The following is a 20,443-nucleotide window of genomic DNA, read 5'->3' as shown; positions in this document are numbered from 1 at the left end:
TTCCTCAATCGTTGCGTTTAGGTAGGTGTTTGAACGCATCCAGTGCGCGTTGTCGACTAGAACTTAAGTCTACAATTGCATGAGGATAGACATCTATTGCAAACAAATCGTTCTGGACATTGGGTAAATGGACGGCCTTGTGGTCCAGGTTGCCGCGTTCAGGCAGCCAGTGCTTCAGAAATCGCCCTGCAGGGTCGAAGCGTTGCGACTGGCTCACCGGATTGAAGATCCGAAAGTAGGGCACGGCGTCGGTACCGGTCGAGGCGCTCCACTGCCAGCCGCCGTTGTTGGCGGCCAGGTCGCCGTCGATCAGGTGGCGCATGAAGAAGCGTTCGCCTTCACGCCAGTCGATCAGCAGGTTCTTGGTCAGAAACATGGCCGTGACCATGCGCAGGCGATTGTGCATCCAGCCTGTGGCGAGCAACTGGCGCATGGCCGCATCCACGATAGGGATGCCGGTGCGGCCCTGTTGCCAGGCCAGCAGGTCCTGTGGCGCGTTGCGCCAGGGCAGGGCTTCGGTATGTGACCTGAAGGCACGGTGGCGGGAAACCTGCGGGTAGCCCACCAGGATGTGCTTGTAGAACTCGCGCCACAGCAGTTCGTTGATCCAGGTGATGGCGCCGGCATTCCCGCTGTCGAATTCGCCGAAGTTGCAGGCCAGGGCGGCATGCAGGCACTGGCGGGGGGAGATCACCCCGGCGGCGAGGTAGGCCGACAGCTGGCTGGTGCCAGGCACGGCAGGAAGGTCGCGCTGTACCGGATAATCCTCGATGGCCTCGTCGACAAAGCGCGCCAGGCGGCGCGCGGCTTCATCCTCGCCTGCCGGCCACAGCGTGCGCAACGCGTCGGGCGGCGTCTCGAAGCCGGCCACCTGGGTGGGGACGGTGTCGCTGGCAATGGCCAGCCGGGCCTGGGCTGCCGGCGCCGCTACCCGTGAGGGAAGCCCCAGGTGAAGGCGTTCGTAGCACACCTTGCGAAACTGGCTGAACACCTGGAAGTAACCGCCGCTGCGGGTCAGGATGCTGCCGGGCTTGAACAGCAACTGGTCCAGGTAGCTGTGCACCTGGATGTCGGCCTGGCGCAATGCCTGCTGCACGGCCTGATCGCGACGTTGTTCGTGTACCCCGTATTCCTCGTTCAGGTGCACGGTACTGACCGCATGTTGCCTGCACAGCGCGAGCAGCACCCGAGGTGCATCGGCCCACTGGTCGGCAGGCACAATCAGCAGGGGAATGTTCAGGGCGTCCAGTGACTGGCGCAGGCTGTGCAGGTTGCGCAGCCAGAAGTCCACCTTGCACGGGGCGTCGTCGTGGGCGAGCCACTGCCCGGGGCTTACCAGCCACACCGCCAGGGTGGGGCCGCGCGAGCAGGCAGCGGCCAGCGCAGTGTTGTCGTGAACGCGCAAGTCGTTGCGCAGCCAGATCAGTTGCATACGAAATCCTGTGAATGTGGGGGAGACGTCAGGTGGCCAGCAGGCCCAGCAACAGGGCGGGCAGCGCCACCACAGAGGACGGCAGATGCACGTTGCCTGCCTGCAGGCCCGCCGCCTCGGCATGCTCCTTGTAGAGCGCGGCCATGCTGCCCAGCAGCAGGGTCGGCAGATCGATCGCATTGAGGCTGCGCTGCAGTTCACGCGGATCGAGCGCTGCGTTCAGGCACATCACCAACGCACAGGGTTTGACCTGCTGCACGGCAAACGCCAGCTCTCGAGGTGGCAGCGGCCAGTCGAATACCTCGACCGCGCAGCCGGCATCACTGAGCAGCCAGGCGCACAGCCACAGCTGCGGGTCGAATGGCAGGGCCGAGGCGTTGACCAGCAGGGCGGGCGCGGCGTTCAGCTGACGGTTGTTGTGATACACCCGCACGCCAAGTTTGCTGCGCAGCCAGGTATGGAAGAACACCTGCTCCATGCGGGCGGCAAAGTGCCCGTGCCAGCGGGTGTCGAGTTCTTGCAGCAACGGCAGCAACAGTTGCTCGCACAGGGTGGCGGCGGGGTAGAGGGCCATGGCCTGGTTGAACAGCTGGTCGAGTCGGCGTTCGGCCAGTTGCGCGATGCAGTCGACCAGTTGCAGGCGCAGGGTGTGCCAGTCGTCGTTGCCGGGTGCGGGTTGCACTGCTGGGGAGGTGTCGAGCAGCGGCTTGACCTGGCCCACCGCGATTCCGCGGTTGAGCCATTGCAGAATCTGCTGGATGCGCTGCACGTGTGCGGCGCTGTAGAGCCGGTGACCCTTGCCGGTGCGCTGCGGCACGATCAGCCCGTAGCGACGCTCCCACGCGCGCAGGGTCACGGGGTTGACCCCGGTCAGGCGGGTGACTTCACGAATGGGCAGCAGGTCGTCTTCAGATGGCATTGCGCAGGCTCAGGTTTTCCGGGTGCGGTTGCAGATAGACCTGCTGCATGAGGTAGGGATCGGGGTGGCGGCGCAGGTGGTGCTTGAGCAGGGTCAGCGGCACCACCAGCGGGACGATGCCGGCCTGGTACTGCTCGATCAGGGCGCGGATTTCCTGTTTGTCGCGGGGGTCGAGAAACCGGCGCAGGTAGCCGCTCAGGTGCATCAGCACGTTGCCGTGGGTGCCGCGACTGGCGCAGCGGCTCAGGGCGCTCATCAGCTGGCTGAAATACCGTGGGCCGATCTGGGTGGGGTCGTCCTGGCGCTGCATGCTGCCCAGCAACTTGCCCAGCACCTTGTACTGCTGGGGGTTGTGCGCCATCAACTGGTACTTGTAGCGCGAGTGGAAGGCGATGAGGGCATGCCGACTGAGCCCGCCTGCCAGCAGTTGCTGCCAGTCGGCGTAGGCATACACGCGGGTGATGAAGTTTTCCCGCAGTACCGGATCGCACAGCCGGCCATCCTCTTCGACCGGCAGGTCGGGGCGCTGGGCGCAGAACCGTGCGGCGTACAGGCCGCGACCGCCTTCGGTGGCCGGGTAGCCGTTGGCCTGGTACACCTTGACCCGTTCCAGGCCGCAGGATGGCGATTTCTGCATGAAGATGTAGCCGCAGATGTCGGTCAGTTGCCCGGCCATTTCTGCGCCGTAGGCATCCAGTGCCTGGCTGACGTCCAGGCTGGCATCGCGGCTACCCACGGCCCTGGGGTTGGCCGGGTCACCGGTCAGGCGGATGGCCTGGCGAGGTGTGCCCAGGCCGATGGCAACCTCGGGGCAGATGCCGATGAAGTCGAAGTGCTCGGCCAGCACTTCATTGCACAGGCGCGAGGCCTTGTGCCCGCCGTTGTAGCGGACCTCTTCGCCGGTCAGGCATGCACTGATGGCAATCTTTGGTCTGGTGGCCGCCATGGTCGCTCTCGACTGAAATTTGTACAGAAACAAAATTATGTACAGCTTCGCTCATCATAGATAACGCGTTGTACAAGTCAAATGTTCTGTACAGCTTCAGCCGGTGCAGGGGTCATTCCAGGTGTTCGAGCAGGCGCCGCGCCGCTTCCTGGCCGCTGAGCCATGCGCCCTCGACGCGCCCCGACATGCACCAGTCGCCGCAGGCGTACAGGCCCAGGTCGGCATCGGCCAGCGCGCCCCATTCATGGCTGCTGCTCGGGCGGGCATACAACCAGCGATGGGCCAGGGTGAAGGTGGGGGCCGGCACGGCGCAGCCCACCAGTTCGGCGAAGTTGCCCAGCAGGTGCTCGATCACGGCCTCGCGCGACAGGTCGATGTGTTGCTTGCTCCAGCTGGCGGTGGCGTGCAGAACCCAGGTGTCGAGTTTTTCGTCACGCCCGGGCTTGCTGCGGTTGCGCGCCAGCCAGTCGAGGTCGCAGCCCTGCACGAAGCAGCCCTGCATGGGGGTGTCCAGGGGCGTATCGAAGCCCAGCGCAATGGCCCAGGTGGGCTCCATCTGCACGCTGGCGGCCATGCCGGCCAGCTTGGTGGTGGCGCTGAGCAGCTGCGTGGCCTGGGGCGCCGGCACCGCAATGATGACGCGACTGAACGGCCCGTGGCTGCCGCCCTCGGTGTCCTGCAGGTGCCAGTACTGCTTGCCGCGGAACACCTCGGCAATGCGGCAATTGAAGTTGACGGTGACATCCTTGAGCAGGCCGCGGGTGATGGCGCTCATGCGCGGTACACCCACCCAGCGGATCTGCTCGTCCGGCGAGGGGGTCAGCTGACCTTCGCGGTAGTTGTACAGTTGCGGCTTCCATTCGGCCGCCCAGCCCTTGGCCTGCCAGGCCTGGACCTGTTCGACGAAACGTCGGTCGCGGGCCGTGAAGTACTGCGCGCCCAGGTCCAGGGCGCCGGCTTCGCTGCGTTTGCTGGCCATGCGTCCGCCACTGCCGTGGCCCTTGTCGAACAGGTGCACGGTGTGCCCGGCCTTCTGCAGGGCCTGGGCGGCGGACAGGCCGGCGATGCCGGCACCGATGATTGCGATAGGAACAGTCATGATGGCCTCTTCGAACCTTTTGGAAACAGCCTACGCTGCCCGACAAGCCTGTACAATATCTCCAGCTTGTATAAGATGATTCCGCTCGACGTTGCAGGTTGGCCTATGTTTATCCGAGAGCGTTCGGTCAAAAAAGTGCCTTGAACTTAAAAATAGACCAGCGCGCGCCATGTGAGGACACAGCCATGCATATATTGCTGACCGGTGGTACGGGCCTGATCGGCAGACACCTTTGCCGCTTCTGGCTGGACAGGGGTTATCGCCTGACGGTGTGGAGCCGGCGTCCGGCGCAGGTCGCTCAGGTGTGCGGGGCAGGGGTGCGCGGCATTGCCCGGCTCGACGAACTGGGCGAGGAGCCGGTGGACGCCGTGGTCAACCTGGCCGGTGCGCCGATTGCCGATCGCCCCTGGACGTCGCACCGACGCGCGCTGCTATGGGCTAGCCGCATCACCCTCACCGAGCAGTTGATTGCCTGGCTGCAAGGCCGGCAGCAGCGCCCTGCGGTGCTGATCTCGGGGTCGGCGGTAGGGTGGTATGGCGATGGTGGTGAGCGCGAGCTGACCGAGCTGTCGCAGCCGGTCAAGGAGGACTTTGCCAGCCAGCTGTGCATTGCCTGGGAAGAAACCGCGCTGCGCGCCGAGGCCCTGGGCATGCGGGTGGTGCTGGTGCGTACCGGGCTGGTGCTGGCGGCCGAGGGCGGCTTTTTGTCGCGCCTGCGCCTGCCGTTCAAGCTCGGGCTGGGCGGGCCGATTGGCAGTGGTCGCCAGTGGATGCCGTGGGTCCATCTGGACGACCAAATCGCCCTGATTGATTTTCTGTTGCAGCGCGAGGATGCCAGCGGTCCTTATAATGCCTGTGCGCCGGAGCCGGTGCGCAACCGCGAATTTGCCCGACGCCTGGGGCGCGCGCTGCACCGCCCGGCGTTCATGCCGTTGCCGGCGCTGGTGCTGCGCGCCGGGCTCGGCGAACTGTCGGTATTGCTGCTGGGTGGCCAGCGGGCGCGCCCGGTGCGCTTGCTGGCGGCAGGCTTCACGTTCCGTTACAACGATGTGCAATCGGCGCTGGATGACTTGTCCGCGCGCCTCTGAAAAGGATGTTGCATGACCGATCATGCTCTGCTGCTGGTCAACCTGGGTTCACCGGCTTCCACTTCCGTCGCCGACGTGCGTCGTTACCTCAACCAGTTTCTGATGGACCCGTATGTGATCGACCTGCCGTGGCCGGTGCGTCGCCTGCTGGTCTCGCTGATCCTGATCAAGCGTCCGGAGCAGTCGGCCCACGCCTATGCTTCCATCTGGTGGGAGGAAGGCTCGCCGCTGGTGGTGCTGACCCGGCGCCTGCAGCAGGCCATGGGCGCGCACTGGGCCCATGGCCCAGTGGAAATCGCCATGCGCTATGGCGAGCCTTCGCTGTCCACGGTGTTGCAGCGTCTGGCCGGCCAGGGCGTCACCAAGGTGACCCTGGCGCCGTTGTACCCGCAGTTTGCCGACAGCACCGTGACCACCGTGATCGAGCAGGCCAAGGCCGTGGTGGCCGAGCACAAGCTGGCATTGCAGATGCCGGTGCTGCGTCCGTTCTATGACCAGCCGCTGTACATCGACGCGCTGGTGGCCAGTGCCAGGCCGTACCTGGAGCAGGGCTTCGATCACCTGCTGCTGAGCTTTCACGGTTTGCCCGAGCGGCACCTGAAGAAACTCGACCCCACCGGTTCGCATTGTTTCCAGAATGCCGACTGCTGCCGCAACGCTTCGCCCGAGGTGCTGGCGGTGTGTTATCGCGCGCAGTGCCTGCGTTCAGCAGAGTTGTTCGCGCAGAAGATGGGCCTGGCCGAGGGCCAATGGTCGGTGTCGTTCCAGTCGCGGCTGGGCCGGGCCAAGTGGATCGAACCCTACACCGAGGCGCGCCTGGACGAGCTGGGCAAGGCAGGCGTCAAGAAGCTGCTGGTGATGTGCCCGGCGTTCGTGGCCGACTGCATCGAGACGCTGGAAGAAATCGGCGATCGCGGTCGCGAGCAGTTTGTCGAGGCGGGCGGGCAAGAGCTGGTGCTGGTGCCGTGCCTGAATGATCACCCGCAGTGGGTGGAGGCGCTTACGCAGTTGTGTGAGCAGGCGGGTTAGGTAGTGCAGCGTTCGCCGGCAAGGCCGGCTCCTACAGGTTTGCGCGAACCCCTGTAGGAGCCGGCCTTGCCGGCGAAGCGTTTCAGATCAAGGCAAATGGTCGTCCAGCACCTTGTTCTTCCAGCCGTCATTGCCCGGCAGCAGCAGGTTGAGCGCAATGGCCACCACGGCGCACAGCGCGATACCCTTCAGGCCCCAGTCGTCCGGGCCGGTACCGGTGCCGACCAGCACACCGCCAATCCCGAACACCAGGGTCACCGAGACGATCACCAGGTTGCGCGCTTCGCTCAGGTCGATCTTGTGGCGGATCATGGTGTTCATGCCCACTGCCGCGATCGAGCCGAACAGCAGGCACAGGATGCCGCCCATCACCGGCACCGGAATGCTCTGCAGCAACGCGCCGAACTTGCCGACGAAGGCCAGGCTGATGGCGAACACGGCCGCCCAGGTCATGATCTTGGGGTTGTAGTTCTTGGTCAGCATCACCGCGCCGGTCACTTCGGCGTAGGTGGTGTTGGGCGGGCCGCCGAACAGGCCGGCGGTGGTGGTGGCGATGCCGTCACCCAGCAGGGTGCGATGCAGGCCAGGCTTTTTCAGGTAGTCGCGACCGGTCACGCTGCCCACTGCAATCACGCCGCCGATATGCTCGATCGCCGGGGCCAGGGCCACCGGTACGATGAACAGGATCGCCTGCCAGTTGAAGGCCGGCGCGGTGAAGTGCGGCAGGGCCAGCCAGGGGGCGGCGGCGATCTTGGCGGTGTCGACCACACCGAAGTAGAACGACAGGCCAAAGCCCACCAGCACCCCGGCAATGATCGGCACCAGGCGGAAGATGCCCTTGCCGAACACCGCCACGATGAGGGTGGTGAGCAGCGCCGGCATCGAGATCATCATTGCGGTGCTGTAGGGCAGCAGTTCGGCGCCGTCACCGGCCTTGCCCATGGCCATGTTGGCGGCAATCGGCGCCATCGCCAGGCCGATCGAGATGATCACCGGGCCGATCACCACCGGCGGCAGCAGGCGGTCGATGAAGCCGGTGCCCTTGATCTTCACGGCCAGGCCCAGGAAGGTGTAGACGAACCCGGCCGCCATTACCCCGCCCATGGTCTCGGCCAGGCCGAACTGGCCCTTGGCGAGAATGATGGGGGTGATGAAGGCAAAACTGGAGGCGAGGAACACCGGCACCTGACGGCCAGTGACCACCTGGAACAGCAGAGTCCCCAGGCCCGCAGTGAACAGCGCAACGTTGGGGTCGAGGCCGGTAATCAGCGGCATCAGCACCAGCGCGCCGAATGCCACGAAGAGCATCTGCGCGCCGGAGACGACCTGGCGCCAGAGCGGGTCGTTGAACTCGTCCTGCATGTTCAGGTGTCCTTCTGCTTGGTGCCGAAGATCTTGTCGCCTGCATCGCCCAGGCCGGGAATGATGTAGCCGTGTTCGTTCAGGCGTTCATCGATCGAGGCGGTGTAGATGTGCACGTCGGGGTGTGCACCCTCGACCGCCGCGATGCCTTCGGGCGCTGCCACCAGCACCATGGCGCGGATGTCCTTGCAGCCGGCCTTCTTCAGCAGGTCGATGGTGGCGATCATGGAGCTGCCGGTGGCCAGCATCGGGTCGATGATCATGGCCAGGCGCTCGTCGATCTCGGGTACCAGTTTTTCCAGGTAGGTGTGCGCTTCGAGGGTTTCCTCGTTGCGGGCAACGCCCACGGCGCTGACCTTGGCGCCCGGGATCAGGCTGAGCACGCCGTCGAGCATGCCGATACCGGCGCGCAAGATCGGCACCACGGTGATCTTCTTGCCGGCGATCTTCTCGACCTGTACGGTGCCGCACCAGCCTTGAATGTCGTAGCTTTCCAGCGGCAGATCCTTGGTTGCCTCGTACGTCAGGAGCGCGCCGACTTCCTGGGCGAGTTCGCGAAAATTCTTCGTGCTGATATCGGCGCGGCGCATCAGGCCGAGCTTGTGACGGATCAGCGGATGGCGGATCTCACGGGTTGGCATAGGGAAAGGCTCCGGGGGGCGGGCAAAAAAACCGCGCTAGAGTAATCTATTCGGCCGCAGGTGTCCTATAGGCATTGTGCACGTTAGTCCATAAATGCTTGATCTGATGCGTGAGGGTGCGTACCTTTGCCCGCTTTTCTCAACCGCAGCCCCCTGGAGAGCGTCATGTCCGCTGATCTCGAGCATATCCGTCAAGTCATGCGTGAAGCAGACTGCCTGCACAGCGAAGCCGAAGTCGAAGCGGCGATTGCCCGTGTGGGCGCGCAGATCACCGCCGACCTGGCCGACCGCAACCCGGTGGTGTTCTGCGTGATGAACGGTGGCCTGATCTTCTCCGGCAAGCTGCTGACCCATTTGCAGTTCCCGCTGGAGGCGTCCTACCTGCATGCCACGCGCTACCGCAACCAGACCAGCGGCGGTGACCTGTTCTGGAAGGCCAAGCCCGAAGTGTCGTTCATCGATCGAGAAGTGCTGATCATCGACGACATCCTCGACGAAGGGCACACCCTCAGCGCCATCATCGACTTCTGCAAGCATGCCGGTGCCAAGGCGGTGTACAGCGCGGTGCTGGTGGACAAGGACCACGACCGCAAGGCCAGCCCTGACCTGAAGGCCGACTACTGCGGTTTGAGCTGCGTTGACCGCTATGTGTTCGGCTACGGCATGGACTACAAGGGCTACTGGCGCAATGCGGCGGGTATCTATGCCGTGAAGGGCATGTAAAACCGGGTGGGAGCTGACTTGGCCCGCGAAAGGGGCGATGCGGTATCAGCTATTTGCGGTGCCTGCATCGCGGGTCAGGCCCGCTCCCACAAGAGGCCATCAGCTTCGTACATTTCTCATGCTAGAGTGCCAGGCCGCCCCCAAGGAGCCTGCCATGCGCGCCATCCTCGCCCTCCTGCTGCTGACCAGCCTGCCCCTGGCCGCCGCGCCGCTGCACAGCCAGTTCCTGCCGCCCGACGACCTTACCCTGCGCCAGGAAACCCCCGAAGCCCAGCAACTGCTGCAGGTGACCCAGTATTCGGTGGTGGTCGGCAACCAGCGTCAGTCCAACCAGCAACCGATACCGGTCACGGCACCGGTGCTGATGCGCCTCAAGGGCAAGCCCCTGAACAAGGGCGCCACCATCAGCGAGGTGCTGATCAGCTTCGACGGCGAAGGCAAGAGCCTGCGCAAGCCGGCGTTCGACGCCAAGAGCCGCACCCTGACCCTCAACTATCCCGCCAGCCAGTACCGGGTGATTCTCGACCTGCTGCGCAACGACACCCTGTACGTGCAGTTCCTCAGCTATGCCAACGGTCATATCTGGGCCGATGTGCACACCGGCACCCTACGCGCGCGTTGAGCCACAGCGCTGCCGGGGGGTAAACTGCCGGCCCGTGAAAAATGTCCGTGATGGTTCAGTTGGAGTCGGCAATGCGTAAAGACAAGAAGCAAGTGATTGGTGATGAGATCAGCGACGACTACATCAAGTCGTTTCTCCAGTTCGAACCGGCCGATGCCAGCTCGCCCTCGCACCACAAACTGATCAAGGCCTATCGCGGCCTGCGCATCGATGACTTCGAACGTTTCGTCGGCTTCTTCGTCGAGGCCGGATACGATGTGGACGGCAAGGACGAGCACGGCAACACCTTCGCCCAGGTGATCGGCGACCAGCGCAATGCGCCCGAGTACATCGAGATCATCGACAGCGCCCGCAAGTGAGTACATCGCAGCCATGAAAAAACGCCCCCAGGGGCGTTTTTTCATGCATCACGCTTACGCGTAGCTTTGCGTCGGCTGGTTCTCGACCAGGCCCAGGGCCTCGTCGTTCTGCGCGCTGATCTTGTGGTACAGCGCAGCGTCGGTCGCCAGGACCTTCTCCCGTGCCGGGAAGATCTCGTTGAGCTTGGCCGCCCAGGCGCCTTTGGCCTGCTCGGGGAAGCAGCGTTCGATCAGTTCCAGCATGATCGACACGGTGACCGAAGCACCCGGCGAGGCGCCCAGCAGGGCGGCCAGCGAGCCGTCCTTGGCCGCCACCAGTTCGGTACCGAACTGCAGGATGCCGCCTTTTTTCGGGTCTTTCTTGATGATCTGCACCCGTTGCCCGGCCACTTCCAGGCGCCAGTCTTCGGCCTTGGCTTCAGGATAGAAGCGACGCAGCGATTCCAGGCGCTGTTCCATCGACTGCATCACCTCGCTGACCAGGTACTTGGTCAGGTCGAAGTTGTCTCGGGCCACGGCCAGCATCGGCCCGATATTGCCCAGGCGCACCGACAGCGGCAGGTCGAGGAACGAGCCGTGCTTGAGGAACTTGGTGGTGAAGCCGGCGTACGGGCCGAACAGCAGCGAGGTCTTGCCGTCGACGACGCGGGTATCCAGGTGCGGTACCGACATCGGCGGCGAACCCACGGCGGCCTGGCTGTAGACCTTGGCCTGGTGGCGCTTGACCACCTCGGGGTTGTCGCAGCGCAGCCACTGGCCGCTGACCGGGAAACCGCCGAAGCCCTTGCTCTCCTCGATGCCCGACAGCTGCAGCAGCGGCAGGGCCGCGCCACCGGCGCCGAGGAACACGAAGCGGGCATCGACGTCGCGGCTGCTGCCGCTGTTGACGTCCTTGATGGTGACGGTCCAGCCGCTGCCGTTACGGCGCAGGCCGGTGACCTTCTTGCTGTACTTGACCTGCGACTCGGGGGTGTCGGCCAGGTGCTTGAGCAGCTTGTTGGTCAGGGCGCCGAAGTTGACGTCGGTGCCTTTCATCACGCGGGTGGCGGCGATGTGCTGGTCGGCGGGGCGGCCCGGCATCATCAGCGGCATCCACTCGTTCATCAGCGCCTTGTCTTCGGTGTATTCCATCTCGGCGAAGGCGTGGTGAGGCTTGAGCGATTCAAACCGCTTTTTCAGGAACGCGACGCCCTTGTCACCTTCGACGTAGCTCAGGTGCGGGATCGGGTTGATGAAGGCACGCGGGTTCTTGAAGGCGCCCTTTTTGCTCAGGTAGGCCCAGAACTGCCGGGATACCTCGAACTGGGTATTGATGTGCACCGCTTTCTTGATGTCGATGCTGCCGTCGGCGGCCTGCGGCGTGTAGTTCAGCTCACACAGCCCGGCATGGCCGGTCCCGGCGTTGTTCCACGGGTTGGAACTTTCCGCGGCACCCGAATCCATCAACTCGACGACTTCCAGCTTCATCGCCGGGTCGAGTTCCTTGAGCAGTACGGCCAGGGTGGCACTCATGATGCCGGCCCCTACCAGTACTACATCGACTGCTTCGTTCTGCGCCATTAACGCGTCTCCAAAAATCTTCAGCACCAAATTGACAGCATGGCTCCCAGGCTTGGCCGGGATTTCCATGTCCGCTACTTCGCAGGTTTTTCAACTTCCGCGGACACCACCAACCGGGCTTTGCGTTGCCTATGAACGCATTTTACCGCCCGTGCGGCAATTCGACTTATGGTCAAGGTGTCCATCGTGCGCTATGGACCGGCCTTAGTCACCCATCGCAGATGAGTGCTGTTGCCAGCTGTTTGGGGCTTTCAGGGACGCAGTTGCTGCTTTTACACATGCCAGACTGTTCATTGCTCGCCACACTCTCGTGAAGTTGTGAAAACCGTTTTTTCACGCTCTTTTGGAGTCGTGAACCTCAAAAAGGGTGTGCACGATGGCAAACCCGGCAGGTTCAGGCAGAGCAGAGCGCCGAAGGAACGCGGGCACACCAGCTTGGCAAGACCTGTGTGGGCGGCTCTCTGTGGGCGATTCGGGGATGCCGATGCAATGGCATTGGCGGTGCTGCGAGGCCCGATCAGGAGACGTCCTTATAATCGGGGGGAGATTATAACGAGGTCGCGGGCAGAAACGATCTTTATTAACGACTTTTGTTGCGCTTTGCTTCGCCGGCCACGCCGTGGCGGGCTGGCCTGCAGGGGGCAGGCGGCTGAACAGAGCGTTCACCGGCGCAGGTGGGCAGTCTACGCGGTCGATGATGAAACGATTGTGACAGTGGCTGGCCCCGATGGCTGGGGTGATCCCGGGTGGTTATACTGGCGACCTTTGCTGCTATTCCTGGAGAGATGAGCATGTTGCAACGTTTGTTGTTCGGTTTGATCGCTGTCACCAGCCTGACTCTGGTCGGTTGTGCCCACAGCCCGCAACAACTCAGCCCGCAACCCAAACTCACTGCCCAGCTCGCGCCCGTGGGTCGTGGCCAGCCGGTGGTGGTCAAGGTGGTCGATGGTCGTCCTTCGCAAACCCTGGGTACCCGCGGCGGGCTGTACCCGGAAACCAGCGCCATCACCGTGAACGGCAATGACATCGTGCCCAAGCTGCAGGCCCAGGCCGAGGCAGCGGTGCGCCTGCTGGGCTTCACGCCCACGGCGAACGCCTACAACGCCCCGCAGCTGACCGTGACCCTGGCCGAGCTGAAGTACCAGTCGCCCAAGGAAGGCCTGTATGTGACCGAGGCCACTATCGGCGCCACCTTCCGTGCCGACGTGTCCAATGCCAACCGCCGCTACAGTGGTCGCTACGGCGCCTCGCTGGACCAGCGCTTCGGCATGGCGCCCAACCAGGAAACCAACACCAAGCTGGTGGGTGACGTGCTCAGCGACGCCCTGACCCGCCTGTTCAAGGACCCGACGGTCGGTCAGGTACTGGGCGAGTAAACCCGCTGACGGCAAACGAAAAAGCCCGATGCCTCGTTGCAGGCATCGGGCTTTTTAGTGGGCGTGACCTGCTCAGGCGGCTTCGACGTAGAAGTCCAGCAGGCTGATGCCGGTGCCCTGGTCGACCTCCGGCAGGTCATGGTGGGCATGCCCGCCAAGTGCGCAGTACACCAGCCACTGGCGGTCCTGGACGTTGAACGCCAGGCCGTCGATCAAGGCCTGTTGTTCATCGCTGGGGGCGATCAGATAGAGGCGGTCCTGGTTTTCGGCGTGCAGCATGACAAGCTCCCTGAGTGTTGAAGGGCAATAGAGTGGCTTGTCGGGATGACGAACGTGTGACGGCCGGATTTAATTGTCATCGGTCGCAAAGTACGAGAGAGCCGCTGGCGCTTGGGTAGAATGCGCGGCGTGTCGAGGTCTGGTTTTTTATCGAGGTTGTGCGATGTCGTTGCAAGTGATGTGGGGGCTGCTGGCGGCCCACCCGGCCAAGCTGATCAATGTGCTGGCCTTGTTGATTACCTGCCCTGGCGGGTTGCTGTTGCAAGCGGCGCGGCGTCGTGGCGCGCAGGCGCTGGCGGGGCTGGCGCGTGATGAGGTGATGGTGGAGGGGATGAACCTGCGGGTGAACCGGTTCTACTACATCCTGGGGTTTTCGTGCCTGGCGATGGCGCTGCTGCTGTCGTGGTTCAGTACCTGGATCTGAGGTGAAGCCATCGCGGGTCAAGCCCGCTCCCACATGTTCTGCACTGTACTCAAAGCCAGTGATATCCCTGTGGGAGCGGGCTTGACCCGCGATACGGGCGACGCGCTCTAGAGCGCCAACCCCGCCTTGACGCGGTACTGGTTGCGCACCGGCATCGCATACTGCAGCACCAGGTACGGCTGGTGTTCCACCGGGCAGGCATCCAGGCGCCGCTGCCACTCGGCCTGGGCTCGGGCCAGCTCATCGGCCGGGAACACCTCGGCGGCCCTGGGCACCTGCAACTGCGGGTCGGCATCGGCCCACTGTGCATACGCCAGGTAATGCACCGGGAACAACCGGTAGCCACCCAGTATCTGCCGATCGATTTCCGCCGCCAGTTGCTTGGTGTCTTCGAAGTACTCGCTCACCGGCGGGGCGAAGTTGATGTGCACGCGGCCTTTGTAGCCGGTGATGCCCTGGGCGATGCTCACGTCATCCTCGCCAGGCGCCTTGCTGTAGGTGCCGGTGGTGGCGCGGATGTACAGCTCGCGGGCCTTGGCCTGGTCGCACGGGTCGTACTCGTAGCTGATCGACACCGGGCTCAGGTTCAGCGACTGGATCACCGCGCCGAACGGTTCGTCCTTGCGGCTCATGTGGAACATCTTGAGGATCGCCGAATCGGTACGGTCGTCACCATCCTTGGCGCGCCCCTCGGCCTGGGCGATCCAGATCGAGGCGCAGTCGTTGCGGATCGAGTGGTTGATGTAGGCCGACAGCAGCTGATAGGCCGCCAGCTTTTCGCGCCGCCCGGTGATCGAGCGGTGCACGATGAAGCTCTTGTTCAGGCGCATCATGTCGCTGACGAACGGCTTTTGCAGCAGGTTGTCGCCGATCGCGATGCGCGGGGTCGGCAGGCCGGCGTGGTACACCGCATAGTTGACGAAGGCCGGGTCCATCACGATGTCGCGGTGGTTGGCCAGGAACAGGTAGGCACTGCCGGACTTGAACTGCTCGACACCGGTGTAGGTCACCCCGTCGGTGGCGCGGTCGATGGTGTGGTCGACGTAGTATTCGACCTTGTCCTGCAGGGTCGATACGCAACTGACCCCGGCAAATTCCTTGCGCAGGCGCCGAGCGATCAGCGGCTTGAGCAACCAGCCGAAAGCCCCGGCCATGCGCGGGAAGCGAAAGTGGGTGAGGATATCCAGAAATGCCGGGTCGCTGAGCAGGCGCGCCAGCACGGCGGGCACCTCGGCGTCGTTGTACGGTCGGATGGCATCGAATTCGCCCATCATGCTCTCTTGTTGGAAACGGCTAGGGTAATAGTAGGGCTGCGGACTGAAAAACGGCTCAGACACCGGCAAGGCCTGTAAATAGACCGGCAATTATACGCACAAGTCACCTGGGAGACTGCGATGGTGGAATCTGCTTTCTATGATTGTCCTTACTGCGATGAGCAAGTGGAAACCACCGTTGACCTGTCCGGTGGCGACCAGGTCTATATCGAGGACTGCCAGGTCTGTTGCCGGCCGATCGTGTTCGTGCTGCAGGTGCATGGCGAGGAGTGGATGCTGGACGTCAAGCGCGAGGACGAGTGATGCAGCGTATCTACGAGCCGGAAAGTCTGCTGGAGGCCGAGCTTCTGATCGGCATGCTGCGCAGCGAAGGGATCCAGGCGCACCTGAGTGGGCGCGACCTGATGGGCGCCGTGGGCGAGCTGCCGATGCAGGGGCTGCTGGGCCTGGCGGTGCCCGATGCGCAGGCCGAATACGCACGCCAGCTGATCGCCGCGTACAATGGCGCCCAGCCGCTTCCTGGCGACGAGCCGGAGAGCCTTCCGGGAATACTGATTTGCTAGGTTTTGCTCATGTGTGGACGTTACGCCCTGTTTCGCTGGTCTTCGGCGTTTGCCGCGCTGCCCGGGTTCCCGCCTGACCAGCAGGCGCAATGGAACATCTCGCCCGGCGCCTCGGTGCTGATCCAGCGTCAGCGCGAAGGCCAGCTGGAGCTGGCGCGGGCGCGCTGGGGGCTGACCCCGGCGTGGCTGACCGACCTGTCGCGCACCCCGGCCCAGGCGCGCGCCGAGACCCTGGCCGAGCAACCGATGTTTCGCGAAGCGTTTCGCCTGCGCCGTTGCCTGCTGCCGGCCAACGGCTTCTACGAGTGGCGCGGCACGGCGCGCAAGCGGCCGTACTGGCTGACGCCGGGCGAGGGGTCTTCGCTGTTCTTTGCCGGCGTGTGGGAGGCCTACCCGGTGCAGGACCAGGTGTGGCTGAGCACGGCGGTGGTGACCCAGGCCGCGGTCAACCAGCGCCGGCCGCTGATTCTGGATGCGGCAGGGCAGGCCGCGTGGCTGGACCCGCAGACGCCGCTGGTGAAGTTGCAGGAATTGCTCGCTGGCCCGCAGGCCGCCTTGCGCGAGCGGGTGCTGGCGAACCTGGTAAATGATCCGAAGTTGAATGCGCCGGAGTGCCTGACCCCGGCGTAAGTGGTGAGCCCTTCGCCGGCAAGGCCGGTTCCTACAGGCACTGCATGCCCCTGTAGGAGCCGGCCTTGCCGGCAAAGCTTCTGGCTCAGACGCGAAACTGATTGATCAACCGGCGCTGCTGCTCCGCCAGCTTGGTCAGCTCCGCGCTCGCTGTGCTCGACTCGTCCGCCCCGCCAGCCACTTCATTGGCCACCTGACCGATATTGATCACGTTGCGGTTGATGTCCTCGGCCACTGCGCTCTGCTCCTCCGCCGCGCTGGCGATCTGGGTGTTCATGTCGTTGATCACCGACACCGCCCGGGTGATGCTCTCCAGCGCCTGGGCCGCCTGCGCCGCCTGTTGCACGCTGACTTCGGTCTTGCCCTGACTGTCCTCCATTACCTGCACCACATCCCGTGTGCCCTGCTGCAACTGCTGGATCATCTGCTGGATCTCTTCGGTAGCCTGCTGGGTCTTCTGCGCCAGGTTGCGCACTTCATCGGCCACCACGGCAAACCCGCGTCCCTGTTCACCGGCTCGCGCTGCCTCGATGGCCGCGTTGAGCGCCAGCAGGTTGGTCTGTTCGGCAATTGCACGAATCGCCACCAGGATCGCGTTGATGTTCTCGCTGTCGCGCGCCAGGGCCTGTACCACACCCACCGCACGGCCGATCTCCTCGGCCAGGGCGCTGATCGAGGTGGAGGTGTTGCGCACGATCTCCAGGCCCTGGTTGGCGGCCTGGTCGGCATTGCTGGCCGCTTGCGCCGCATGGGTGGCATTGCGCGCCACGTCCTGGGCGGTCGCGGTCATTTCATGCACCGCAGTGGCCACCAGGTCGATTTCGGCCATCTGCTTGTGCACGCCCTGGTTGGTGCGAATGGCGATGTCGGCGGTGTGCTCGGACGAGTCGCTGACCTTCTGCACCGACACCACCACCTGGCTGATCATTGCCTGCAGCTTGCTCAGGAATGTATTGAAGCCACGGGCGATGGCGCCCAGTTCGTCGGCGCGATCACTGCTCAGGCGCCGGGTCAGGTCACCTTCGCCCTGGGCGATGTCGTCCAGCATGCCGACCATCTGGCGCAGCGGCCGGGCGATGCCGTGGGCCAGCAGCCAGATCACCAGCAGGCCAAGCCCGGCGATGCCCAGGCCGACCACGATCATGCCGGTGAGGTCGGTGCTACGCTGGGCGCTCATTTCGCGCTGCAGCGCGTCGAGGTCGGCCATCACCGCGCTGACCGGCAGTTGCAGCAGCAAGGTCCAGCGCGAGGCGGTGTTGCCCACGGCAAATGGCACGAACAGCTCGATCTGTCCGCTGGCATGGTCGATTTCGTAGTGCAGCGCCTTGCCCGACAGGTTGCCGAGCACCGCCACTTCATTGGGTTGCAGCACATCGCTGGCTTTTTTGCCGAACGTGCTCGCATCCTTGGTGTAGGCCACCACGCGTCCGTTGTTGGACAGCAGCGCCATCTCGCCCGCGCCGTCATACAGCTGGGCGTCGGCGGCCTTGAGCATATCCTGGATGAAGTTCAGCGACAGGTCGGCGGCGGCGATGCCCTGGAACTGGCCGTTGACCATGATCGGCTCGACGAACGAGGCCAGCATCACGGTCTTGTTGCCCACCTGGTACGGGGCCGGGTCGATGGCGCAGGCCTTGCCGGTCTCCTTGGAACACAGGTAGTACTCGCTGGTGCGCACGCCCGTGGGCAGCAGGGTACGATCGTCCACATCCTGGAGTTTGTCGAGGGTCAGGCTACCGTCGTCGTTACGGTACCACCACGGCAGAAAGCGCCCGCTCTGCGGGTTGACGCCCGCCAGCGTGCTGCCTGCATAGCGGGCATCGTCGTGGTCCAGCGCGTTGGGCTCCCAGCCCACGTAAACGCCCAGCAGCAGCGGGTTGTCCAGGGCGGTCTGCCTGAGCAGGGCGATCATCTGTTCGCGTTCGAGCTTGAGCTGCGGGTTGCCGGCAGCATCCTGCATGCCGATCAGGGCATTGGTGGTGGCCAGGCCGCGGGCGATCAGCAGCGGCGCCTCGAGGCTGCGCTGGATCTGGCTGACCTGGGTCTGGGCCAGGGCCGTCAGGCGTTGCTCGATCACTGCCTCGAACTGTTGCTGGGTGCGGTTGTGCACCAGCGTCTGGGTGCGGGCACCGGAATACACTGCGTATAGCACCAGTGCTGCAACGATGCTCAGCACGATGGCACCGGCCAGCGCGGCCACGGAAAACTGGATCGACTTGAACTTCATGGGAGCTCCGAGCGCAAAGAGGGTCGCCTGTCTGGGCGTTATCGGCGCGCCGGGGGCAAAGCATGAGTGTGGCGATGCAATTCTTCGCGAACGGCTGTAGCGCGTTTATGATGCGCGGCCTAGGATACGCCGCATGTTCGAAGGGAGTGTTTTCATGCGTAGATCAGTTGTTATCGGTGCCTTGAGCGCCAGTGTGCTGCTGGCCGGTTGCCAGGCCGTGAACACCACCAGTGGTGGAGCGGTGGGCGTGGAGCGCAAGCAGTACATGTTCAGCATGCTGTCGACCGATGAGGTCAACCAGATGTACGCGCAGTCGTACCAGCAGACCCTGGGTGAGGCATCCACCAAGGGTATGCTCGACAAGACCAGTGCCACCGCCAAGCGGGTGCAGGCCATTGCCGATCGGCTGATCGTGCAGGCGCCGAAGTTCCGCCCCGATGCGGCGCAGTGGAAATGGGAAGTCAACCTGATCAAGAGCGACGAGCTCAATGCCAACTGCGGCCCGGGTGGCAAGATCATTTTCTATACCGGCCTGATCGACAAGCTCAAGCTGACCGACGACGAGATCGCGGCGGTGATGGGCCACGAGATCGCCCACGCCCTGCGCGAGCATGGTCGCGAGGCGATGTCCAAGGCCTATGGTGTGGAGATGGCGCGCCAGGGCGCAGGTGCCCTGTTCGGCCTGGGCCAGGACAGCCTGGCGCTGGCCGACACCGTGGTGCAGTACAGCATGACCTTGCCCAACAGCCGCAGCAACGAGAACGAAGCCGACCTGATCGGCCTGGAGCTGGCGGCGCGTGCGGGCTACAACCCGAATGCGGCGATCAGCCTGTGGAACAAGATGACCGAAGCGTCGGGTGGTTCGCAGCCTGAGTTCATGAGCACTCACCCGGCTTCGAGCAGCCGTATCGCGTCGTTGCAGGCGGCGATTCCCAAGGTGATGCCGTTGTACGAGCAAGCCAGAAAATAGCGCCGTGACCTTCGCCGGCACTGCCGGCTCCTACCTGAACCTGTAGGAGCCGGCCTTGCCGGCGAATGCTTCATACGCTAGCCGGTATCAGCCCACCCACCCGCTGACCTTCATCGCCGAATACACCGCCACCAGCGCCAGCACCACGAATGCCGTGGCCGCCAGGCGACGGATCAGGGTCAACGGCAGCTTCTCGGCGGCAAAATTGCCCGCCAGCACCACCGGTACGTTGGCAATCAGCATGCCCAGGGTGGTGCCGATGATCACCATGATCAGGTGCGGGTACTGCGCCGCCAGCATCACCGTGGCCACCTGCGTCTTGTCGCCGATCTCGGCAATGAAGAACGCGATCAGCGTGGTCAGGAACGGGCCGAAGCGCCGCGCCGTACTGGCTTCATCGTCATCCATCTTGTCCGGCACCAGGGTCCACAGGGCCGTGGCGGCAAAGCTTGCGGCCAGGATCCAGTGCAACGTGGCCTCCGAGAAGAAGCTGCCGAACCACGCACCCACTGCTCCGGCCGCCGCATGGTTGGCCAGGGTCGCGGCAACGATACCGGCGATGATCGGCCAGGGTTTGCGAAAGCGTGCAGCGAGGATGAGCGCGAGCAGTTGCGTCTTGTCGCCGATTTCGGCGAGCGCAACGATGGCGGTGGGGACCAGCAATGATTCCAGCATCAGGATTCCTACGGGGGCGGGTCGACACGGCTATGACACGTACAGCCTTCCCGCCCCGGGTAAGGTGTGCGTGTCATAGGTCTTGTCAAACCCTGGATCCGTCTGTGCGGACCGTGGGTCGTACGCGCCATGGTCTGAGGACCAAGTATGTTGACGCGTACCGGGCGAGCTGGGTGCTCGCGGGAGACTACTCCCCTAGGACGGAGCGGATTCTGCCTAGGCAAAACCGTTTGGGCAAGCGAAGT

The 20,443-nt window shown here is 64.0% G+C and carries 22 protein-coding genes, 1 pseudogene and 1 riboswitch; of the genes and pseudogenes, 11 read left to right on the top strand and 12 right to left on the bottom strand.

The features are described from left to right. Positions 1-4: 4 nt before the first annotated feature. From phrB to CR917_RS10215, 4 genes are all read right to left on the bottom strand, one after another. On the bottom strand, positions 5-1,432 hold the full coding sequence (gene phrB, locus CR917_RS10230; protein WP_104572248.1) for a deoxyribodipyrimidine photo-lyase: 1,428 nt from the start codon (positions 1,430-1,432) through the stop codon (positions 5-7). 28 nt (positions 1,433-1,460) lie between these two features. Continuing rightward, entirely contained in the window at positions 1,461-2,351 is an 891-nt protein-coding gene (locus CR917_RS10225) for a MerR family transcriptional regulator (protein WP_104572247.1), read from the bottom strand. Then, positions 2,341-3,297, bottom strand: coding sequence for a DUF523 and DUF1722 domain-containing protein (locus tag CR917_RS10220; protein WP_054916238.1), 957 nt, complete (start codon positions 3,295-3,297; stop codon positions 2,341-2,343). The genes CR917_RS10225 and CR917_RS10220 overlap by 11 nt, the downstream gene beginning before the upstream one ends. Before the next feature lie 112 nt (positions 3,298-3,409). After that, complete coding sequence (locus CR917_RS10215) at positions 3,410-4,396, bottom strand: NAD(P)/FAD-dependent oxidoreductase (RefSeq protein ID WP_043864339.1); 987 nt, start codon at positions 4,394-4,396, stop codon at positions 3,410-3,412. A gap of 185 nt (positions 4,397-4,581) precedes the next feature. On the opposite strand from CR917_RS10215, the gene CR917_RS10210 reads away from it, so the two are divergent. Continuing rightward, positions 4,582-5,484, top strand: coding sequence for a TIGR01777 family oxidoreductase (locus CR917_RS10210; protein WP_058540648.1), 903 nt, complete (start codon positions 4,582-4,584; stop codon positions 5,482-5,484). Between the two features lie 12 nt (positions 5,485-5,496). Then, entirely contained in the window at positions 5,497-6,513 is a 1,017-nt protein-coding gene (gene hemH / locus CR917_RS10205) for a ferrochelatase (RefSeq protein WP_104572246.1), read from the top strand. A gap of 87 nt (positions 6,514-6,600) precedes the next feature. Here the strand turns inward: hemH and CR917_RS10200 are convergent, their stop codons facing one another. Both CR917_RS10200 and upp read right to left on the bottom strand, forming a co-directional pair. After that, positions 6,601-7,875, bottom strand: coding sequence for a uracil-xanthine permease family protein (locus CR917_RS10200; RefSeq protein ID WP_043864342.1), 1,275 nt, complete (start codon positions 7,873-7,875; stop codon positions 6,601-6,603). A gap of 2 nt (positions 7,876-7,877) precedes the next feature. Next, positions 7,878-8,516 carry a uracil phosphoribosyltransferase gene (upp, locus tag CR917_RS10195; protein ID WP_054916236.1) on the bottom strand — a complete coding sequence of 213 codons (639 nt, stop codon included), beginning with the start codon at positions 8,514-8,516 and terminating at the stop codon, positions 7,878-7,880. A gap of 165 nt (positions 8,517-8,681) precedes the next feature. On the opposite strand from upp, the gene CR917_RS10190 reads away from it, so the two are divergent. The 3 genes from CR917_RS10190 to CR917_RS10180 all read left to right on the top strand — a co-directional run bounded on the left by CR917_RS10190 (position 8,682) and on the right by CR917_RS10180 (position 10,220). After that, on the top strand, positions 8,682-9,239 hold the full coding sequence (locus CR917_RS10190) for a hypoxanthine-guanine phosphoribosyltransferase (RefSeq protein WP_043864344.1): 558 nt from the start codon (positions 8,682-8,684) through the stop codon (positions 9,237-9,239). Between the two features lie 154 nt (positions 9,240-9,393). After that, positions 9,394-9,861 (top strand): hypothetical protein, encoded by a 468-nt coding sequence (locus CR917_RS10185; RefSeq protein ID WP_054916235.1) that lies wholly within the window; start codon positions 9,394-9,396, stop codon positions 9,859-9,861. Positions 9,862-9,932: 71 nt separating this feature from the next. Next, a complete protein-coding gene (locus CR917_RS10180; protein ID WP_054916234.1) occupies positions 9,933-10,220 on the top strand; it encodes a PA4642 family protein in 288 nt (95 codons plus the stop codon). A gap of 54 nt (positions 10,221-10,274) precedes the next feature. On the opposite strand, the gene mqo is transcribed toward CR917_RS10180, so the two are convergent. Then, positions 10,275-11,780, bottom strand: a complete 1,506-nt coding sequence (mqo, locus tag CR917_RS10175; RefSeq protein WP_043864347.1) for a malate dehydrogenase (quinone) — start codon at positions 11,778-11,780, stop codon at positions 10,275-10,277. 791 nt (positions 11,781-12,571) lie between these two features. On the opposite strand from mqo, the gene CR917_RS10170 reads away from it, so the two are divergent. Then, positions 12,572-13,156 carry a YajG family lipoprotein gene (locus CR917_RS10170; protein ID WP_043864348.1) on the top strand — a complete coding sequence of 195 codons (585 nt, stop codon included), beginning with the start codon at positions 12,572-12,574 and terminating at the stop codon, positions 13,154-13,156. Between the two features lie 72 nt (positions 13,157-13,228). On the opposite strand, the gene CR917_RS10165 is transcribed toward CR917_RS10170, so the two are convergent. After that, entirely contained in the window at positions 13,229-13,435 is a 207-nt protein-coding gene (locus CR917_RS10165; RefSeq protein ID WP_043864349.1) for a hypothetical protein, read from the bottom strand. 163 nt (positions 13,436-13,598) lie between these two features. Here CR917_RS10165 and CR917_RS10160 point away from each other — a divergent pair, with 163 nt between their 5' ends. After that, complete coding sequence (locus tag CR917_RS10160; protein ID WP_054916233.1) at positions 13,599-13,859, top strand: hypothetical protein; 261 nt, start codon at positions 13,599-13,601, stop codon at positions 13,857-13,859. 107 nt (positions 13,860-13,966) lie between these two features. On the opposite strand, the gene CR917_RS10155 is transcribed toward CR917_RS10160, so the two are convergent. Beyond that, positions 13,967-15,130: a 1-acyl-sn-glycerol-3-phosphate acyltransferase gene (locus CR917_RS10155; RefSeq protein WP_043864351.1), complete on the bottom strand. Its 1,164-nt coding sequence runs from the start codon at positions 15,128-15,130 to the stop codon at positions 13,967-13,969. Positions 15,131-15,253: 123 nt separating this feature from the next. Here CR917_RS10155 and CR917_RS10150 point away from each other — a divergent pair, with 123 nt between their 5' ends. The 3 genes from CR917_RS10150 to CR917_RS10140 are packed head-to-tail and all read left to right on the top strand — an operon-like array spanning position 15,254 to position 16,326. Continuing rightward, positions 15,254-15,436: a CPXCG motif-containing cysteine-rich protein gene (locus tag CR917_RS10150; protein WP_104572245.1), complete on the top strand. Its 183-nt coding sequence runs from the start codon at positions 15,254-15,256 to the stop codon at positions 15,434-15,436. Continuing rightward, the gene (locus CR917_RS10145; protein WP_043864353.1) at positions 15,436-15,696 is read left to right on the top strand and encodes a putative signal transducing protein; all 261 of its coding nucleotides are present in this window, start codon (positions 15,436-15,438) and stop codon (positions 15,694-15,696) included. The genes CR917_RS10150 and CR917_RS10145 overlap by 1 nt, the downstream gene beginning before the upstream one ends. Positions 15,697-15,705: 9 nt before the next feature. After that, positions 15,706-16,326, top strand: a complete 621-nt coding sequence (locus CR917_RS10140) for an SOS response-associated peptidase (RefSeq protein ID WP_043864354.1) — start codon at positions 15,706-15,708, stop codon at positions 16,324-16,326. Positions 16,327-16,411: 85 nt separating this feature from the next. Here CR917_RS10140 and CR917_RS28045 read toward each other — a convergent pair whose 3' ends face one another. Next, on the bottom strand, positions 16,412-17,155 hold the full coding sequence (locus CR917_RS28045; protein ID WP_370409190.1) for a methyl-accepting chemotaxis protein: 744 nt from the start codon (positions 17,153-17,155) through the stop codon (positions 16,412-16,414). Positions 17,156-17,266: 111 nt separating this feature from the next. Continuing rightward, positions 17,267-17,470 (bottom strand): annotated as a pseudogene (locus tag CR917_RS28040) (HAMP domain-containing protein); the annotation flags it as partial. A gap of 1,237 nt (positions 17,471-18,707) precedes the next feature. On the opposite strand from CR917_RS28040, the gene CR917_RS10130 reads away from it, so the two are divergent. Then, positions 18,708-19,523: a M48 family metallopeptidase gene (locus CR917_RS10130; RefSeq protein ID WP_043864476.1), complete on the top strand. Its 816-nt coding sequence runs from the start codon at positions 18,708-18,710 to the stop codon at positions 19,521-19,523. 87 nt (positions 19,524-19,610) lie between these two features. Here CR917_RS10130 and CR917_RS10125 read toward each other — a convergent pair whose 3' ends face one another. Then, positions 19,611-20,198 (bottom strand): TMEM165/GDT1 family protein, encoded by a 588-nt coding sequence (locus tag CR917_RS10125; protein ID WP_043864356.1) that lies wholly within the window; start codon positions 20,196-20,198, stop codon positions 19,611-19,613. Positions 20,199-20,286: 88 nt separating this feature from the next. Beyond that, a riboswitch (yybP-ykoY riboswitch) is annotated at positions 20,287-20,406 on the bottom strand. Positions 20,407-20,443 lie beyond the last annotated feature (37 nt).

It is taken from the genome of Pseudomonas sp. BRM28 (assembly GCF_002939405.1).
GTDB classification, from domain to species: domain Bacteria; phylum Pseudomonadota; class Gammaproteobacteria; order Pseudomonadales; family Pseudomonadaceae; genus Aquipseudomonas; species Aquipseudomonas palmensis.
Note: the sequence above shows the minus strand (reverse complement) of the source record. Positions and strands in the feature narration are given on the sequence as shown.

Excerpts from the sequence above, each read along its gene's own strand:
- phrB (WP_104572248.1), bottom strand. The coding sequence starts at position 1,432 with ATGCAACTGATCTGGCTGCGCAACGACTTGCGCGTTCACGACAACACT.
- CR917_RS10225 (WP_104572247.1), bottom strand. The coding sequence starts at position 2,351 with ATGCCATCTGAAGACGACCTGCTGCCCATTCGTGAAGTCACCCGCCTG.
- CR917_RS10220 (WP_054916238.1), bottom strand. The coding sequence starts at position 3,297 with ATGGCGGCCACCAGACCAAAGATTGCCATCAGTGCATGCCTGACCGGC.
- CR917_RS10215 (WP_043864339.1), bottom strand. The coding sequence starts at position 4,396 with ATGACTGTTCCTATCGCAATCATCGGTGCCGGCATCGCCGGCCTGTCC.
- CR917_RS10210 (WP_058540648.1), top strand. The coding sequence starts at position 4,582 with ATGCATATATTGCTGACCGGTGGTACGGGCCTGATCGGCAGACACCTT.
- hemH (WP_104572246.1), top strand. The coding sequence starts at position 5,497 with ATGACCGATCATGCTCTGCTGCTGGTCAACCTGGGTTCACCGGCTTCC.
- CR917_RS10200 (WP_043864342.1), bottom strand. The coding sequence starts at position 7,875 with ATGCAGGACGAGTTCAACGACCCGCTCTGGCGCCAGGTCGTCTCCGGC.
- upp (WP_054916236.1), bottom strand. The coding sequence starts at position 8,516 with ATGCCAACCCGTGAGATCCGCCATCCGCTGATCCGTCACAAGCTCGGC.
- CR917_RS10190 (WP_043864344.1), top strand. The coding sequence starts at position 8,682 with ATGTCCGCTGATCTCGAGCATATCCGTCAAGTCATGCGTGAAGCAGAC.
- CR917_RS10185 (WP_054916235.1), top strand. The coding sequence starts at position 9,394 with ATGCGCGCCATCCTCGCCCTCCTGCTGCTGACCAGCCTGCCCCTGGCC.
- CR917_RS10180 (WP_054916234.1), top strand. The coding sequence starts at position 9,933 with ATGCGTAAAGACAAGAAGCAAGTGATTGGTGATGAGATCAGCGACGAC.
- mqo (WP_043864347.1), bottom strand. The coding sequence starts at position 11,780 with ATGGCGCAGAACGAAGCAGTCGATGTAGTACTGGTAGGGGCCGGCATC.
- CR917_RS10170 (WP_043864348.1), top strand. The coding sequence starts at position 12,572 with ATGTTGCAACGTTTGTTGTTCGGTTTGATCGCTGTCACCAGCCTGACT.
- CR917_RS10165 (WP_043864349.1), bottom strand. The coding sequence starts at position 13,435 with ATGCTGCACGCCGAAAACCAGGACCGCCTCTATCTGATCGCCCCCAGC.
- CR917_RS10160 (WP_054916233.1), top strand. The coding sequence starts at position 13,599 with ATGTCGTTGCAAGTGATGTGGGGGCTGCTGGCGGCCCACCCGGCCAAG.
- CR917_RS10155 (WP_043864351.1), bottom strand. The coding sequence starts at position 15,130 with ATGGGCGAATTCGATGCCATCCGACCGTACAACGACGCCGAGGTGCCC.
- CR917_RS10150 (WP_104572245.1), top strand. The coding sequence starts at position 15,254 with ATGGTGGAATCTGCTTTCTATGATTGTCCTTACTGCGATGAGCAAGTG.
- CR917_RS10145 (WP_043864353.1), top strand. The coding sequence starts at position 15,436 with ATGCAGCGTATCTACGAGCCGGAAAGTCTGCTGGAGGCCGAGCTTCTG.
- CR917_RS10140 (WP_043864354.1), top strand. The coding sequence starts at position 15,706 with ATGTGTGGACGTTACGCCCTGTTTCGCTGGTCTTCGGCGTTTGCCGCG.
- CR917_RS28045 (WP_370409190.1), bottom strand. The coding sequence starts at position 17,155 with ATGGCCGAAATCGACCTGGTGGCCACTGCGGTGCATGAAATGACCGCG.
- CR917_RS10130 (WP_043864476.1), top strand. The coding sequence starts at position 18,708 with ATGCGTAGATCAGTTGTTATCGGTGCCTTGAGCGCCAGTGTGCTGCTG.
- CR917_RS10125 (WP_043864356.1), bottom strand. The coding sequence starts at position 20,198 with ATGCTGGAATCATTGCTGGTCCCCACCGCCATCGTTGCGCTCGCCGAA.